Here is a 13,423-nt window from a genome sequence, read left to right as displayed (position 1 = left end):
CCGGCCGGGTCCCCTCCCGATGGGGGGCGTTCGGGGCGGGGGCCGCGGGGGCCGCGGGGGTCACGGGGCCAGGTGCCCTTGGAGCTCGTCCAGGATCTGGTCGGCCGCCGTGTAGCCGATGCCCAGGAACCAGAGCTGGTCGTTCACGTGGAACGCCCGGTCGTTTTGGACCGCCGTCAGGTCGTCCCACAGGGGGCCGCCGACCGCGGCCTCCTCGCCGGAGGCGTCGGGGGCGCCGTAGGAGGTGTAGAAGATGACGTCACCGTCGGCCTGGTCGACCTGCTCCGGGCTCACCTCCACCGCGAAGCCGTCCTCCGCCTCGTCCGCGATCGCGGGGCGGCCGAGGCCGAGGTCCTCCAGGATGGTGCCGATGTAGTTCTCCCGGCCGTAGAGCCGGGTGTTGCCGCCCTCGATGAAGCGCAGCATGCTGACCTCGGTGTCGGCCGCCACCTCCGGGCCGCCGATCGCCTCGGTCACCTCCGCGACGTGCGTCTCGTACTCGGCGACGACGGCCTCGGCCTCCTCCGTCCTGTTCAGCGCGTCGGCGTGCACGAGGAAGTTCTCCTTCCAGGGCGCGCCCACGGTCTCGGTGAAGACGGTCGGGGCGATCGCGGACAGCTCGTCGTAGCGCTGCTCGTCGCGCACCTTGCTGCCGATGATCAGGTCGGGCTCCAGCTCGTGGATGGCCTCCAGGTTCGGCGCGGCGATCGCGCCGACGTTCTCGATGCCGGCCAGCTGGTCCTCGGGCAGGTAGTCGAGGAACTCGGCGTTGACATCGGCCTGCACGGCGCCGACCGGGGTGACGCCGAGCGTGATCAGGCTGTCCAGCTCCGCCGTGTCCAGGACGACGACGCGCTGCGGGTCCTCCGGCACCTCGACCGGGCCCATCGCCGTCTCGACGGTTCGGGTACCGCTCTCGCCGGACGTCTCGTTGGCGTCGTCGGCGGAGTCGTCGTCGCCGGCGCACGCGCTGAGGCCGAGCGTGGCGGCGAGCACGAGGGTGGTGGCGGTGATACGGCGGTTCATCTGATGGGTGCCTTTCTCATGTGCGGGGTGCCCGTGGCGCGCGGGCGGGGGACAGGTGCGCCGGGGACGACGAGCGGTGAACCGGTCACCGGGTCGGGGATGATGACGGCTTCGAGGCCGAAGACGTGGCGGACCAACTCGGCGGTGACGACCTCGCCGGGCCGTCCGGCGGCGGCGATCCGGCCGTCCTTCATGGCCACCAGATAGTCGGCGTACCGGGCCGCCTGGTTGAGGTCGTGCAGCACGGTGACGACAGTCCTCTCCAACTGGCGGACTAGATTGAGGACTTCGACCTGGTGGGCGATGTCGAGGAAGGTGGTGGGCTCGTCCAGCAGCAGCAGGTCCGTCTCCTGGGCCAGCGCCATGGCGATCCACACCCGCTGCCGCTGCCCGCCGGACAGCGCGTCGACCGGGCGCTCCGCGAGCGCGGTGACGTCGGTCAGCGCCATCGCCTCGGTCACCGCCCGCTCGTCCGCCTCGGACCACTGCTGCCACCATCGCTGATGCGGCTGGCGGCCACGGGAGACCAGGTCGGCGACGGTGATCGCCTCCGGCGCGACCGGTGACTGCGGCAGCAGCCCGAGCGTCCGCGCGATCCGCCGGGTCGGCACGCGCGACAGCTCCTGCCCGTCGAGCAGCACCGCGCCGCCGCGCGGCTTGAGCAATCGGCCCAGGGCGCGCAGCGTGGTCGACTTCCCGCAGGCGTTGGGGCCGACGATGACGGTCACCTCGCCGTCCGGGATGTCCAGGTTGAGTCCCTCGACCACGGCGGCGCGGGACTCGTCGTAGCCAAGGGTCAGTTCGCGGGCGCTGAGCCGGTGGTCGGTCACGAACGGCCTCCCGTGCGGTTGTTGACGATGAGCCAGAGCAGATAGGGCGCGCCGACCGCCGCCGTGACGACGCCCACGGCCAGCTCGGTGGGGGAGAAGACCAGTCGGGCCAGCACATCGGCCAGGACGGTGATGAACGCGCCCGCGAGCGCCGAACACAGCAGCGGGATCTGGGCGGTCCGGGTCAGGCGCCGGGCGATCTGCGGCGCGAGCAGCGCCACGAAGTCCACCGGCCCGGCGGCGCCGGTGGCCAGCGCGGCCAGCAGTACGCCGAGGGTGGCCAGGCCGAGCCTGACCGGCCCGAGCCGGACGCCGAGCGCGGTGGCCGTGTCGTCGTCCAGCACGACGGTCCGCTGCGCGCGGGCGGCCCACAGCACGGCCGGCAGCAGGAGCAGCAGCGCCCAGCCGAGCGGCACCGCCTCCTCGTAGCCGCGGCCGTTGAGCGATCCGGTCATCCATACGGTGGCCTGCTGGGCGACTGTGTAGTCGCCCTTGGTGAGGAAGAGTTGGGTGATCGAGCGCAGGGCGACGGCGAAGCCGATGCCGATCAGGACGAATCGGCCCGCGTGCAACCCCCCGCGCCACGCGAAGAGATAGACGAGCCCGGCGGCCAGCAGCCCGCCAGCGACCGACCAGTACGGCAGCACGGTGGCGGACCCCACGCCGTAGGTCATCGCCCCGACCGTCACGGCGGCGGCGCCGTGGGTGACGCCGATGACGTCGGGGCTGGCGAGCGGGTTGCGGGCGACGGTCTGGATCAGCGCCCCGGCGACCCCGAGCGCGGCGCCGACGAGCAGCCCGACCGTGAGGCGCGGCAGCCGCAGCGTGCCGATGACGAACTCGTCGGAGGACGACAGCCCGAACACCACGCGCAGCGCCTGGTCGGGCGCGACGGCCGACTCGCCGAGACAGAGCGCGGCGAGACAGGCGGCGGCGAGCGCGACGGCGAGTCCGGCCGCGACGGCGGTCGCCCGTCGGTGGACGAGGAACGAGGCACGGCGCCGCCGCGCGACGACGTACCCGGCGGGCACGGTGGCGGTCATGTGGCGGCTCCCGTCCGGCGGACCAGGTAGACCAGGAAGGGGACGCCGATCAGCGCGGTCGTCACGCCCGCCGGGATCTCGGAGGGCGGGAAGACGATCCGGCCGGCCACGTCCGCGACCAGCAGCACGACCGGACCGAGCAGCGCCGCCATCGGGAGCAGCCAGCGGTGCGAGGAGCCGACCAGGGCCCGGGCGATGTGCGGAACGGCCAGGCCGACGAAGGCGATCGGGCCGGCCGCCGCGACCCCCGCGCCGGTGAGCACCGCGGCGCCCAGGCCGCCGGTGACGCGGACCAGGGCCACGTTCTGGCCCAGCCCGCGCGCCACGTCGTCGCCGAGGGCCAGCGCGTCCAGGCCCCGGGCCGCCGCGATCACCAGCACCGTCCCGGCCAGCAGGAACGGCCAGATCTGCCCGGCTATCTCCGCGTCCCGCCCGGAGAGCGAGCCGATCTGCCAGAACCGGAACTCGTCCAGCGTGGCCGCCTGCGTCGTCAGCACGGCGGCGATCACGGACGCGAGCAGCGCGTTGATCGCCGCGCCGGCCAGGGCCAGCTTCACCGGCGAGGCGCCGTCCCGGCCGCGCGCCGCGACCGCGTACACGGCGACGGCCGCGAGCCCGGCCCCGGCGAAGGCGTACCAGACGTAACCGGCCAGGGTGTGCACTCCGGCGTAGGCGATGGCGAGGACGACGGCGACCGACGCGCCCTGGCTGACGCCGAGGATGCCCGGCTCCGCGATGGGGTTGCGGGTCAGGCCCTGCATCACCGCGCCCGCCATGCCGAGGGCCGCCCCGACCATCAGGCCGATGAGCGTGCGCGGCAGCCGCAGCTCGGTCACCACCTCCGCGTCCGGGCCGGTGCCGTCGAGGAACAACGCCCGCCACACCTCGTCGGGCGCGATCGAACGGCTGCCGACCGCGAGGCTCAGCACCACCGCCAGCCCCACGCCCACCGCCGCGGCGGTCACCAGACCCATCCGCGAACGGGCGCGCGAGCGCGGCGGATTCTCAACGGCTTGCATCCTGCGGGTCCCCGAGGTCGAGTGCGGCGGTGTGACGGAGCGAGGGGGTGGAGCGTCTAGTTAGGTTAGGCGATCCTAACCAAAGGGATGTGCTGGGGGCACAATAGCGGCATGCCGTCTTCTCCGCAGTCCCTCTCGCGCACACCCGCCCCGACCGTCGGGTTCGACCTCGACATGACGCTCATCGACTCCCGGCCCGGCATCAAGGCCGCCTACGAGGCGCTGACCGCGGAGACCGGCGTGTACGTCGACGCCGAGCTGGCCATCACCCGCCTCGGGCCGCCGCTGGAGGAGGAGTTGGCGCACTGGTTTCCCGCCGCCGACATCCCCGCCGTCGGTGACCTGTACCGCACGCTGTACGTGACGCACGCCATCCGCGCCGTCCCGGCGATGTCCGGCGCCCGGGAGGCCATCGCCGCCGTGCGCGGCCACGGCGGCCGGGCCGTCGTCGTCACCGCCAAGTACCAGCCGAACGCCAAGCTGCACATCGAGCACCTCGGCCTCGAACCGGACGCCGTCATCGGCTCGCTCTGGGCCGAGGCCAAGGCGCAGGCGCTGCGCGACCACGACGCGACCGTGTACGTCGGGGACCACACCGGGGACGTGCGCGGCGCCAAGGCCGCCGGCGCGCTGTCGGTCGCCGTGCCGACCGGGCCGTGCCCCGAGGCGGAGCTGCGGGCGGCGGGCGCCGACGTGGTGCTGCCCGACCTCGCCGCTTTCCCGGCCTGGCTGGCGGGCTACCTCGCCGAGCGCCCCTGAGCCGCCCGGTCCCGCCGCCGCTGATGCGCGATCGAACGCACCAGCCCGGCGCCCGCGATCAGGAACCCGACACCCATCAGCATCGACACCACATACGCGGCCGTGGGCAGCGGGTCCGCGCCGATGAACAGCGGAATCACGGTGACCAGCGTCGCCACCGCGCCGACGGCGAAGACGACGCCGCCCACGCGCACCAGCAGGTCTCCGGGTTTGCTCGCGTATCCACTCACCCGTCCAGGGTCGCAGGCGCGCATACTCGCCACGACCCGGGGGCAGTGATCCTCCGAAACGGCCCGGCGGCATCTTGTCACCGGGCCGGGGGCGATTAGCCTGGGAGGTGGCGGGTCCAGCGGCCCGCCCCATCGTTGTGGAACGAGTGCGAGGACGAGGACACGTGCCTACCGGCAAGGTCAAGTGGTTCAACAGTGAGAAGGGCTTCGGCTTCCTCTCCCGTGACGACGGCGGCGATGTCTTCGTGCACTCCTCCGCGTTGCCCGGCGGGGTGGACGTGCTGCGGCCCGGACAGCGCGTCGAGTTCGGCGTCGTCGCGGGTCAGCGGGGCGACCAGGCCCTGTCGGTGGTGCTGCTCGACCCCATGCCCTCGGTCGCCGTCGCGCAGCGGCGCAAGCCGGACGAGCTGGCCTCGATCGTGCAGGACCTGACCACGCTCCTCGACGGCGTCTCCCAGCAGCTCGAACGCGGCCGTTACCCGGACCGGCAGAACGGCCGGAAGATCGCCGGGATGCTGCGCGCCGTGGCCGACCAGCTGGACGTCTGACCTACCGGGGGGACAGCGACGCCAGCCGGGCCTCCGGCACCCGCGGCACCAGGCCCTCGTCGGCCGCGCGCGTCAGCAGCTCCCGCACCGCCGCGTAGCCCGCCTCGCCCAGATCCGCGGTGAACTCGTTGACATACAGGCCGATATGAGCGTCCGCCACCGCCGGGTCCATCTCCTGGGCGTGCTCCAGAACGTAGTCCTGACTGGCCGCCGGATCGGCCCACGCCCGGCGCACCGACGCCCTGATGGACTCGATGACGGCGCGCAGCCGCTCCTCGCCCAGGGAGCGCTTGGCGATGATCGCGCCCAGGGGGATGGGGTGTCCGGTGGTCCCCTCCCAGAACTCGCCGAGATCCGCGAGCTGGTGGAGCCCGAAGCGCGGATAGGTGAACCGCGCCTCGTGGATCACGAGCCCCGCGTCCACCCGGCCGTCGCGCACCGCGGGCATGATCTCGTGGAACGGCATCACCCGCACCTCACCGACCCCGCCCGGCACCCGGGCCGCCGCCCAGAGCCGGAACAGCAGGTAGGCGGTGGACCGTTCGCCCGGGACCGCCACGCTCTTCCCCGCCAGGGCGGCTGGCTCCAGCGGCCCGGGCGCCAGCACCAGCGGCCCGCAGCCGCGTCCCAGGGCGCCGCCGCAGGGCAGCAGCGCGTACTCGTCCAGGACCCATGGCAGCACCGCGTAGGAGACCTTGAGGATGTCGCCCTCGCCGCGCTCGGCCAGCCCGTTGGTGATGTCGATGTCCGCGAAGCCGACCTCGACGGCGGGTGCCGCGGGCACCAGACCGTGGGCCCAGGCGTGGAAGACGAACGTGTCGTTGGGGCAGGGCGAGTACGAGATGTTCAACGGCCGCCGTTGTGCGGGGAGTTCCTCATCGGCCACGGTCCCTCACGGTCCTTCCAGGTGTCGACTACCGGCCATAGCGCGGCGAACGCGTCCGTCAGCGCGCGCAGCGCCTCCGGGATACGCCAGGTGGCGCGGTCGCGTGGGCCGACGGAGTTGGAAACGGTGCGGATCTCCAGCACCGGAACGCCGTGCAGGGCGGCGGCCGTCGCCACGCCGAACCCCTCCATCGCCTCGGCCGCCGCGCCCTGGTGCCGCGCGGCCAGCTCGGTGGCGCGGTCGGCGGTGCCGGTGACGGTCGAGACGGTCAGCACCGGCCCGTACGTGGCGCCGAGCGCGGCGGCGGCCGACTTCGCGAGGGTGGGCGGCGGTTGGTGGGCGACGATGCCGAAGCCGAGCTCGGCCACGTCCGAGAAGCCCTCGGGCGTCTGCGCGCCGAGATCGGCGGCCATGATCGAGGAGGCGACGACCGTGCCCTCGACGGTCGTCGGCGAGGCGAATCCGCCCGCGATACCGGCCGAGATCACCAGGTCGTAGGGCTCGCCCCGGCCGGGCGCCAGCGCCAGCGATGTCGCGGCCCCCGCGGCGGCGGCGGCCGGGCCGACCCCGGCGGCGACCGCGTCCACCACGACCCGGGTGTGCAGCGGACATACCCGCAGCACCTCGGGCCGGACGCCCGGCAGGGGCACGGCGCCCCGGGCGACGGACCGCGTCACCGCGTCACGCTCCGAGGAGACGGCGGTGACGACCAGAACGCGCGTCAGGCCGGTCATACGAGGCGGCGCCGCCGTCAGTCCTGGGGTTCGAGTTCGAGGTTCCACACGCCCTCGAACGAGCCGAACAGCTTCTCCTGGTACTCCTCCTGGGACGAGGACGACCAGATCTCCTCCATGTCGTAGTCCTCGCTCACCTGTGCCACGACGATCCGCAGGGTGTCGCGCTCCGGCACCTGGCCGGGCGACTGCTGCCGCATCACCTGGTACAGGTCGTCCACGGCGAACGTCTCGTAGGTCGTGGTGTACGGCTCCGCCTCGTACGGCTGACCCTGATAGAAGATCAGCCAGCCGGTGTCGGCGATCTCCGGGTCCACGCCGACGCGGAAGGTGTCGCCGGTCTCCACGGAGATGACCGGCACGCCGTCCTCGCTCTCGACGCAGGACTGCGCCCGCTCGGCGCCCAGCGGCTCGCCGTCGTCCCAGCAGTCGTCGGCGGCCTCGTGCGACTCGGTGCTCGTCCCGACCGTGAAGCTGGCGTGCGGCCCCGGCTTGTCGCACGCGGAGAGGGCGACGAGTCCCAGCGAAACAGCGCCGATGGCGAAGGTGGTACGGGCGGCCCGGCGGCCCCCCAGCCGTCGGATGCACTTCGTGGCGTACGCAGTCATGCGGGCAGGTTAACCCGGCGGCGTGGCTCACTTGACGCGGGGGTGCGGCGAGCCGCGCCGCGCCGCGGACACGAGACTTCTGATGGTCGTGGCCGTGCCCACCAGCACCAGGCAGGCCGCGACCGTCATGCCCAGTGTGCCGTCCAGCGGCAGCGAGATCCCGATCGCGCCACCCCCGACCCACGCCATCTGCAACGACGTCTCGGAGCGGGCGAACGCCGAGGTCCGCACCACCTCCGGCACGTCCCGCTGGATCATCGCGTCCAGCGACAGCTTGCCCAGCGCCTGGCAGATCCCGGCCGCCGCGCAGACCGCCACGACCGTCACCGACGTGTAGCTCGTGGCCGCCGCGACCGTGCAGGAGAGCGCGAGGATCAGGACCATCAGCAGGATCAGCTCGGGGGCGCGGTCGCGCAGCCAGTTCCCCAGCAGGTTGCCCAGCGCGTTGCCCGTGCCGGCCGCGACACCGACCACGCCGAGGGAGAAGGCGGCGGTGAGCCCGGGCAGCGGCTCGTCGCGCAGCAGGAACGCCAGATAGAAGAGCAGGAAGCCGGAGAGCGACCGCAGCCCGGCGTTGGCCACCAGCGCCTTGAACACCGGCGAGTCGATGCCGCGCAGCCCGCCGGGCCGCCCCTCTTCCGCGTCGCGCGACATCCCGGCCCTGGCCTGGGCCAGCTCGGCCAGGTGCACCTTGCGCTCGTCGCGCGCCAGATCCACCTGGTGCGGCAGCCGGAAGGAGAGGATCGCGCCCAGCACGGTGATCGCGCAGGCGCCGTACAGCGGCCACTCCTGCCCTATGGCGTTCAGCCCCAGGCCGATGGGCGCGGCGACGCCCGCCGCGATGAGGCCGGTGAGGGTGATCCGGGCGTTCGCCTTGACCAGCGAGATCCGGGCGGGCAGCAGGCGGGGGACGGCCACCGAGCGGACGATGTTGTACGCCTTGGAACACACCATCACGCCGAGCGCCGCCGGATACAGCTCCAGGCCGCCGCCCGCCACCGCGCTCGCGATCACCAGCGCCAGCAGCCCGCGTGCCAGCAGCGCGCCCGCCATGGCGGCGCGGCGACCGTGCGGGAGACGGTCCAGCAGCGGGCCGATCACGGGGGCGAGGAGGATGAACGGGGCCATGGTGACGGCGAGATACAGCGCGACCCGGCCGCGCGCCTCGTCGGTGGGCACCGAGAAGAAGATGGTGGAGGCCAGCGCCATCGTGACGAGCATGTCGCCCATGGAGTGAACGGCGTGCAGCTCGATCAGCTTGGCCAGCCCGGACTCCCCGGCCCCGTGCGCGTGCGTCGCGCGGCGGATGCGGCGGCCCAGCGCGATCGGCACCCCCGGGATGGCGCGACCGGTCGCCCGTACCGCCCGGAAAAGCCCGGAGCCGGACCCGGTCTTCAGCTCGGACGATCCGCCAGCAGCAGCCACGGCTCCCAAGCCTAAGGGCAGAACGGAGCCCGCTTCCTCCTTCTCGCGGCCCCTTTACAGGGGTTTACGAGAAGAGTCGCTGTTTCGCGGTCCATGCACAGGCTCCCTGGCCCGTGCGGTAGCGTGGGTGGACGGTGCGCCTTGTCTCGTTCAGCCCGACGTCGCAGCGGTCCCAGCGTCCGCTCCGTCGGCCCGTTCTCCCCCAGGCTTCGCTCGGGGGTAGTCCAAGGCGCCCGCTCGCGACAATGGCGGCGTAGGAGAGTTTCTTGTGAGTGGTGCTGGGACCGGGACCGGGACGCGAAGCCAGAGCCCTGACCGGCTGTGCGCCGACGCGGTGGAGCTCGCGCGGGACGCCGCGGCGCAGGCCGCGTATCCGCACCCGCTCGGGGAGTATCTGGGGGCCGTCGCCGAGGGTGACCGGCTCGTCACCCATCTCTTCGCGAGCGAGGAGCCCGGCTATCCGGGCTGGCACTGGGGCGTCACGGTCGCCCGCGCCGCGCGGGCCCGTTATGTCACGGTGGACGAGGTCACGCTGATGCCCGGCTCGGAGGCGCTGCTGGCCCCCGAGTGGGTGCCGTGGAGCGAACGGCTGCGCCCCGGCGACCTCGGCCCCGGCGACCTGCTGCCGGCCGAGAGCGACGACCCGCGCCTGGACCCGGGGTTCGCCGGTCCCGGCGAGGAGATCATCGAGGAGCGGGCCGCCGAGGAGGGCGAGCTGATCCGGCGCGGCGGCGTCGCCGACATCGCCGGGGAACTGGGCCTCGGCCGGCGCCGGGTGCTGTCCTGGTACGGCCTCCAGGACGCCGCCGACCGCTGGGAGGAGGGCTTCGGCCCCGAGTCCCCGATGGCGCAGGCGGCCCCGGCGAGCTGTCTGAGCTGCGGGTTCCTGATGCCGATGGCGGGCGCGCTGCGGCAGGCGTTCGGAGTGTGCGCCAACGAGTTCTCCCCGGCGGACGGGCACGTGGTCTCGCTCGCCTACGGCTGCGGCGCGCACTCGGAGGCGGCCGTCACCCCGAGGCCCGCGCAGCCGGCCCCGCCCGTGATCGACCACCTGGCGGCCGATCCCCTGTAGGGCTCCGGTCCGGGGCTCCCGGCGAGCGGCTCGTTCCGACCGGTCCGGTACCAACCGGTACTGTCGCACCCGTGACCACCGACGACCTGTTCGACCCGTTCGGCACCGGGCGGCTGCGGCGCACCGTCCTGAGCGCGTGGACCGATTCCCCGGCGCGGTTCCGGGAGGACGCCAACGCGGAGGAGGACCTGGCCCGGGGCGGTTACCGCGACCGGCTGGTCATCGAGCTGGCCCAGAACGCCGCCGACGCCGCCGCCCGGGCCGGGCAGCCGGGACGGCTGCGGCTCGCGCTGCACGACGGGGTCCTCGTCGTCGCCAACACCGGCTCGCCGCTGGACGCGGCGGGTGTCGAGTCGCTGTCCACGCTGCGCGCCTCCGCCAAGCGCGACATGGCGGTGGGCGTGGGCCGGTTCGGTGTCGGCTTCGCGGCCGTGCTCGCCGTCAGCGACGCCCCGGCGATCGCGAGCGCGGCGGGCGGCGTGCGCTGGTCCCTGGCGGAGGCGACCGGGCTGGCGCGCGAGGCGGCCGGGGAGAACGCGAAGCTGGTGGCCGAGCTGGACCGCAGGGCGGGCCACCGGCACGCCGTTCCGCTGCTGCGGCTACCGTTCCCCGCCGCGGCCTCCGAGGTGCCCGAGGTGCCCGAGGGCTTCGACACGGTCGTCACGCTGCCGCTGCGCGACGCGGCGGCCGAGGACCTGGCGACCCGGCTGCTCGACGCGGTGGACGACACCCTGCTGCTGACCCTGCCGGGCCTGGACGAGGTCACCGTCGAGACGGCGCGCGGCGCGCGGACGCTGGCGCGGCGGCAGTTCGGCCCGTACACGCAGATCACCGAGGAGCCGGGCCCGGCCGGCAGCGCGGTCCGCTCCACCCGCTGGCGGGTGGTGACCGACCGCGGCGAGGCCGACCCGGCGCTCTTCGCGGACCGGCCGCTGGAGGAGCGCGAGCGCCGCCACTGGTCGGTCACCTGGGCCGTGCCCGTGGACGCCGAGGGCGCCCCGGCCGCGCCGGTCAGCCCGCCCGTCGTGCACGCGCCGACCCCGACCGACGACCCGCTCGGCCTTCCCGCGCTGCTGATCGCGAGTTTCCCGTTGGAGCCGACCCGGCGCCACGTCGCGCCGGGGCCGCTGACGGACTTCCTGACCGGCCGCGCGGCGGACGCCTACGCGGCGCTGCTGGCGGACTGGCGGCCGGTCACCAGTGAGACGCTGAGCCTGGTGCCGGGCCCGCTGGGCCGGGGCGAGCTCGACGGCGCGCTGCGGCAGGCGCTGCTGGAACGGCTGCCGTCCACCGCCTTCCTGCCCAGCGCGGCGGCGGCCGGTGCCACCGAGCCGGTGGTCGCCGACGACCCGGAGAGCGAGATCCCCGTCGCGCTGCGCCCGGTCGAGGCCGAGTTGGTCGAGCGGGCCGGCGCCGAGACCGTCGCCGTGCTGGCCGAGCTGTTCCCCGTGCTGCTGCCCGCCGGGCTGGAACGGCGGGCCGAGCTGCGGGTGCTGGAGGTCGCCCGGGTCTCCCTGGGCGAGATCATCGACCGGCTGGCGGGCGTCGAACGCCCGCCCACCTGGTGGTGGCGCCTGTACGAGTCGCTGGCCGGCGTCGATCCCGAGCTGCTGCACGGGCTGCCGGTGCCACTGGCGGACGGCCGCACCACGGTCGGGCCGCGCCGCGCCCTGCTGCCCGTCCCCGGCACCGAGCCGGCCGGGCTGGGCCGCCTCGGCCTGAAGGTGGCCCACCCCGAGGCCGCCCACCCGCTGCTGGAGAAGCTGGGCGCGAACCCGGCCACTCCGCGCGCGGTGCTGGACACCCCGCAGGTGCGCGCCGCCGTCGCCGCCTCGGCGGACATGGACGTGTGGGACGAGGACGCCGTGCCCGCCGCCGAGCTGGCCGAGACGGTCCTCGGCCTGGTGCGGGACGCCGGCCTGGCACCCGGCGACCTGCCCTGGCTGGCCGCGCTGGCGCTGCCGGACGAGGACGGCGAGCTGACCCCGGCCGGTGAGCTGGTCTACCCCGGCAGCCCGTTCCAGCGGGTCATCCGCGACGGCGAGCTCGCCGCGTGCGACGCCGAGCTGGCCGCCCGCTGGGGCGAGCAGCCGCTGACGGCCGTCGGCGTGCAGGCGGACTTCGCGCTGATACGGGCCGCCGACGTCGTGCTGGACCCGGACGAGCTGGAGCCGCGCGACGGGGGGTACGCCGAGCCCGACGACGTGGGGCTGCTGGACGCGGTGGACGTGTGGTGCGAGGACACCCTCGACGCGCTCGGCGACAGCCCGCTGCCGCCGGTCGCCGCCGAGGTGATGGCCGTGCGGGACCTGGAGCTGGTGGACGACGGCCAGTGGCCGGCGGTGCTCTCCCTGCTGTCCCGGCCGCCGTTCCGCGAGGCGCTGACCACGCCGGTGCGGGTGCGGATGCCGGACGGCGGCGTGGAGCGGGCCCGGTCGTACACCGCCTGGTGGCTGCGCGGCGCGCCCGTGCTGGACGGCCGCCGCCCGGCCGGGCTGCGTTCGGCGGGCGGCGATCCACTGCTGGCCGGTCTGTACGAGGACGCGGACACGGCGGACGCCGACGCGGAGGTGCTGCACGCTCTCGGGGTGCGCACCACGGCCCGCGCGCTGCTGGCCGAGCCGGGCGGCGCGGCCGATCTGCTGGCCCGCCTCGCCGACCCGGCCGTGACCGTGACAGCGGCCCGGCTGCACGGTCTGTACGCCCTGCTGGCCGAGCTGGACCCGGACGAGGTGACGCTCCCCGACGAGCTGCGCGCCGTCGTGGACGGCTCGTCGCGGGTCGTGGACGCCGCCGAGGCCCTGGTCGCGGACGCCCCCGACCTGCTCCCGCTGGCCGCCGGCCGGCCGCTGCTGCCGGTGCCGCCCGCCCGCGCCGCCGACCTGGCCGCCGTGCTGGACGTGCGCCCGCTGAGCGCCGCCCTCCCGGCCGAGCCGCCGGGCGAGGGCGGGACGCCGCGCGAGGTGCCCGAGGAGGCCCGCGCCATTCTCGGCCCGGCCACCCCGGCCATGTATGTGGAGTACGACGAGCTGGTGATCGACGGCACGGAGCTGGCCTGGCGCCTGACGCCCGGCGGCACGCTGCACGCCGCGACCTTCGAGGGCCTGGCCGCCGGCCTGGCCTGGGCGACCGGCCAGTGGCCCCGGCGCTTTGAGCTCGCCGCCCTGCTGGAGGACCCCTCCCGGGCGGAGGAGCTGCGGACGGCCCGGTGGTTCGACTGACCCCGATACGGCCCCGCGCGGC

13 protein-coding genes are annotated in these 13,423 nt (G+C 74.6%); 4 read left to right on the top strand and 9 right to left on the bottom strand.

The genetic code is table 11. The features are described 5' to 3' along the window. Nucleotides 1-60: 60 nt before the first annotated feature. Genes OIE51_RS11500 through OIE51_RS11485 form a run of 4 tightly spaced genes read right to left on the bottom strand, consistent with a single transcriptional unit; the run spans nucleotide 61 to nucleotide 3,873 of the window. Nucleotides 61-1,026, bottom strand: coding sequence for an ABC transporter substrate-binding protein (locus OIE51_RS11500; RefSeq protein ID WP_326597464.1), 966 nt, complete (start codon nucleotides 1,024-1,026; stop codon nucleotides 61-63). Then, on the bottom strand, nucleotides 1,023-1,856 hold the full coding sequence (locus tag OIE51_RS11495; protein WP_326597462.1) for an ABC transporter ATP-binding protein: 834 nt from the start codon (nucleotides 1,854-1,856) through the stop codon (nucleotides 1,023-1,025). Before OIE51_RS11495 ends, OIE51_RS11500 begins: the two co-directional genes overlap by 4 nt. After that, on the bottom strand, nucleotides 1,853-2,899 hold the full coding sequence (locus OIE51_RS11490; RefSeq protein ID WP_326597461.1) for a FecCD family ABC transporter permease: 1,047 nt from the start codon (nucleotides 2,897-2,899) through the stop codon (nucleotides 1,853-1,855). The genes OIE51_RS11495 and OIE51_RS11490 overlap by 4 nt, the downstream gene beginning before the upstream one ends. Next, nucleotides 2,896-3,873 (bottom strand): FecCD family ABC transporter permease, encoded by a 978-nt coding sequence (locus tag OIE51_RS11485; protein ID WP_326600601.1) that lies wholly within the window; start codon nucleotides 3,871-3,873, stop codon nucleotides 2,896-2,898. Before OIE51_RS11485 ends, OIE51_RS11490 begins: the two co-directional genes overlap by 4 nt. Before the next feature lie 156 nt (nucleotides 3,874-4,029). Here OIE51_RS11485 and OIE51_RS11480 point away from each other — a divergent pair, with 156 nt between their 5' ends. Beyond that, complete coding sequence (locus tag OIE51_RS11480) at nucleotides 4,030-4,677, top strand: HAD family hydrolase (protein WP_326597459.1); 648 nt, start codon at nucleotides 4,030-4,032, stop codon at nucleotides 4,675-4,677. On the opposite strand, the gene OIE51_RS11475 is transcribed toward OIE51_RS11480, so the two are convergent. After that, nucleotides 4,656-4,907, bottom strand: coding sequence for a hypothetical protein (locus tag OIE51_RS11475; RefSeq protein WP_326597457.1), 252 nt, complete (start codon nucleotides 4,905-4,907; stop codon nucleotides 4,656-4,658). The genes OIE51_RS11480 and OIE51_RS11475 overlap by 22 nt on opposite strands. 164 nt (nucleotides 4,908-5,071) lie before the next feature. Between OIE51_RS11475 and OIE51_RS11470 the strand changes: the two genes are divergently transcribed. Further along, nucleotides 5,072-5,455, top strand: coding sequence for a cold shock domain-containing protein (locus OIE51_RS11470; RefSeq protein WP_326597456.1), 384 nt, complete (start codon nucleotides 5,072-5,074; stop codon nucleotides 5,453-5,455). A gap of 1 nt (nucleotide 5,456) precedes the next feature. On the opposite strand, the gene OIE51_RS11465 is transcribed toward OIE51_RS11470, so the two are convergent. From OIE51_RS11465 to OIE51_RS11450, 4 genes are read right to left on the bottom strand one after another with little or no spacing between them, the layout of a single operon-like run. Further along, nucleotides 5,457-6,341, bottom strand: coding sequence for a 1,4-dihydroxy-6-naphthoate synthase (locus tag OIE51_RS11465; RefSeq protein WP_326597455.1), 885 nt, complete (start codon nucleotides 6,339-6,341; stop codon nucleotides 5,457-5,459). Beyond that, nucleotides 6,302-7,075 carry a futalosine hydrolase gene (locus OIE51_RS11460; RefSeq protein ID WP_326597454.1) on the bottom strand — a complete coding sequence of 258 codons (774 nt, stop codon included), beginning with the start codon at nucleotides 7,073-7,075 and terminating at the stop codon, nucleotides 6,302-6,304. The genes OIE51_RS11465 and OIE51_RS11460 overlap by 40 nt, the downstream gene beginning before the upstream one ends. Before the next feature lie 17 nt (nucleotides 7,076-7,092). Next, the gene (locus OIE51_RS11455) at nucleotides 7,093-7,683 is read right to left on the bottom strand and encodes a hypothetical protein (protein WP_326597453.1); all 591 of its coding nucleotides are present in this window, start codon (nucleotides 7,681-7,683) and stop codon (nucleotides 7,093-7,095) included. Between the two features lie 27 nt (nucleotides 7,684-7,710). Then, nucleotides 7,711-9,108, bottom strand: a complete 1,398-nt coding sequence (locus OIE51_RS11450; RefSeq protein WP_326597452.1) for an MFS transporter — start codon at nucleotides 9,106-9,108, stop codon at nucleotides 7,711-7,713. A 268-nt stretch (nucleotides 9,109-9,376) separates the two neighbouring features. Between OIE51_RS11450 and OIE51_RS11445 the strand changes: the two genes are divergently transcribed. Both OIE51_RS11445 and OIE51_RS11440 read left to right on the top strand, forming a co-directional pair. Further along, nucleotides 9,377-10,180, top strand: a complete 804-nt coding sequence (locus OIE51_RS11445) for a DUF3027 domain-containing protein (protein WP_326597451.1) — start codon at nucleotides 9,377-9,379, stop codon at nucleotides 10,178-10,180. Between the two features lie 71 nt (nucleotides 10,181-10,251). Further along, nucleotides 10,252-13,401, top strand: coding sequence for a sacsin N-terminal ATP-binding-like domain-containing protein (locus OIE51_RS11440; protein ID WP_326597449.1), 3,150 nt, complete (start codon nucleotides 10,252-10,254; stop codon nucleotides 13,399-13,401). Nucleotides 13,402-13,423: the final 22 nt, after the last annotated feature.

The organism is Streptomyces sp. NBC_01803, from assembly GCF_035917415.1.
In the GTDB taxonomy this organism is placed as follows: domain Bacteria; phylum Actinomycetota; class Actinomycetes; order Streptomycetales; family Streptomycetaceae; genus Streptomyces.
The sequence above is the reverse complement of the archived record's forward strand: the minus strand, read 5'-3'. Positions and strand labels throughout refer to the sequence as shown.

What these genes read in the sequence shown, in the direction of transcription:
- OIE51_RS11485 (WP_326600601.1), bottom strand. Translation starts at nt 3,873, where the DNA reads ATGGGTCTGGTGACCGCCGCGGCGGTGGGCGTGGGGCTGGCGGTGGTG.
- OIE51_RS11480 (WP_326597459.1), top strand. Translation starts at nt 4,030, where the DNA reads ATGCCGTCTTCTCCGCAGTCCCTCTCGCGCACACCCGCCCCGACCGTC.
- OIE51_RS11490 (WP_326597461.1), bottom strand. Translation starts at nt 2,899, where the DNA reads ATGACCGCCACCGTGCCCGCCGGGTACGTCGTCGCGCGGCGGCGCCGT.
- OIE51_RS11455 (WP_326597453.1), bottom strand. Translation starts at nt 7,683, where the DNA reads ATGACTGCGTACGCCACGAAGTGCATCCGACGGCTGGGGGGCCGCCGG.
- OIE51_RS11460 (WP_326597454.1), bottom strand. Translation starts at nt 7,075, where the DNA reads ATGACCGGCCTGACGCGCGTTCTGGTCGTCACCGCCGTCTCCTCGGAG.
- OIE51_RS11500 (WP_326597464.1), bottom strand. Translation starts at nt 1,026, where the DNA reads ATGAACCGCCGTATCACCGCCACCACCCTCGTGCTCGCCGCCACGCTC.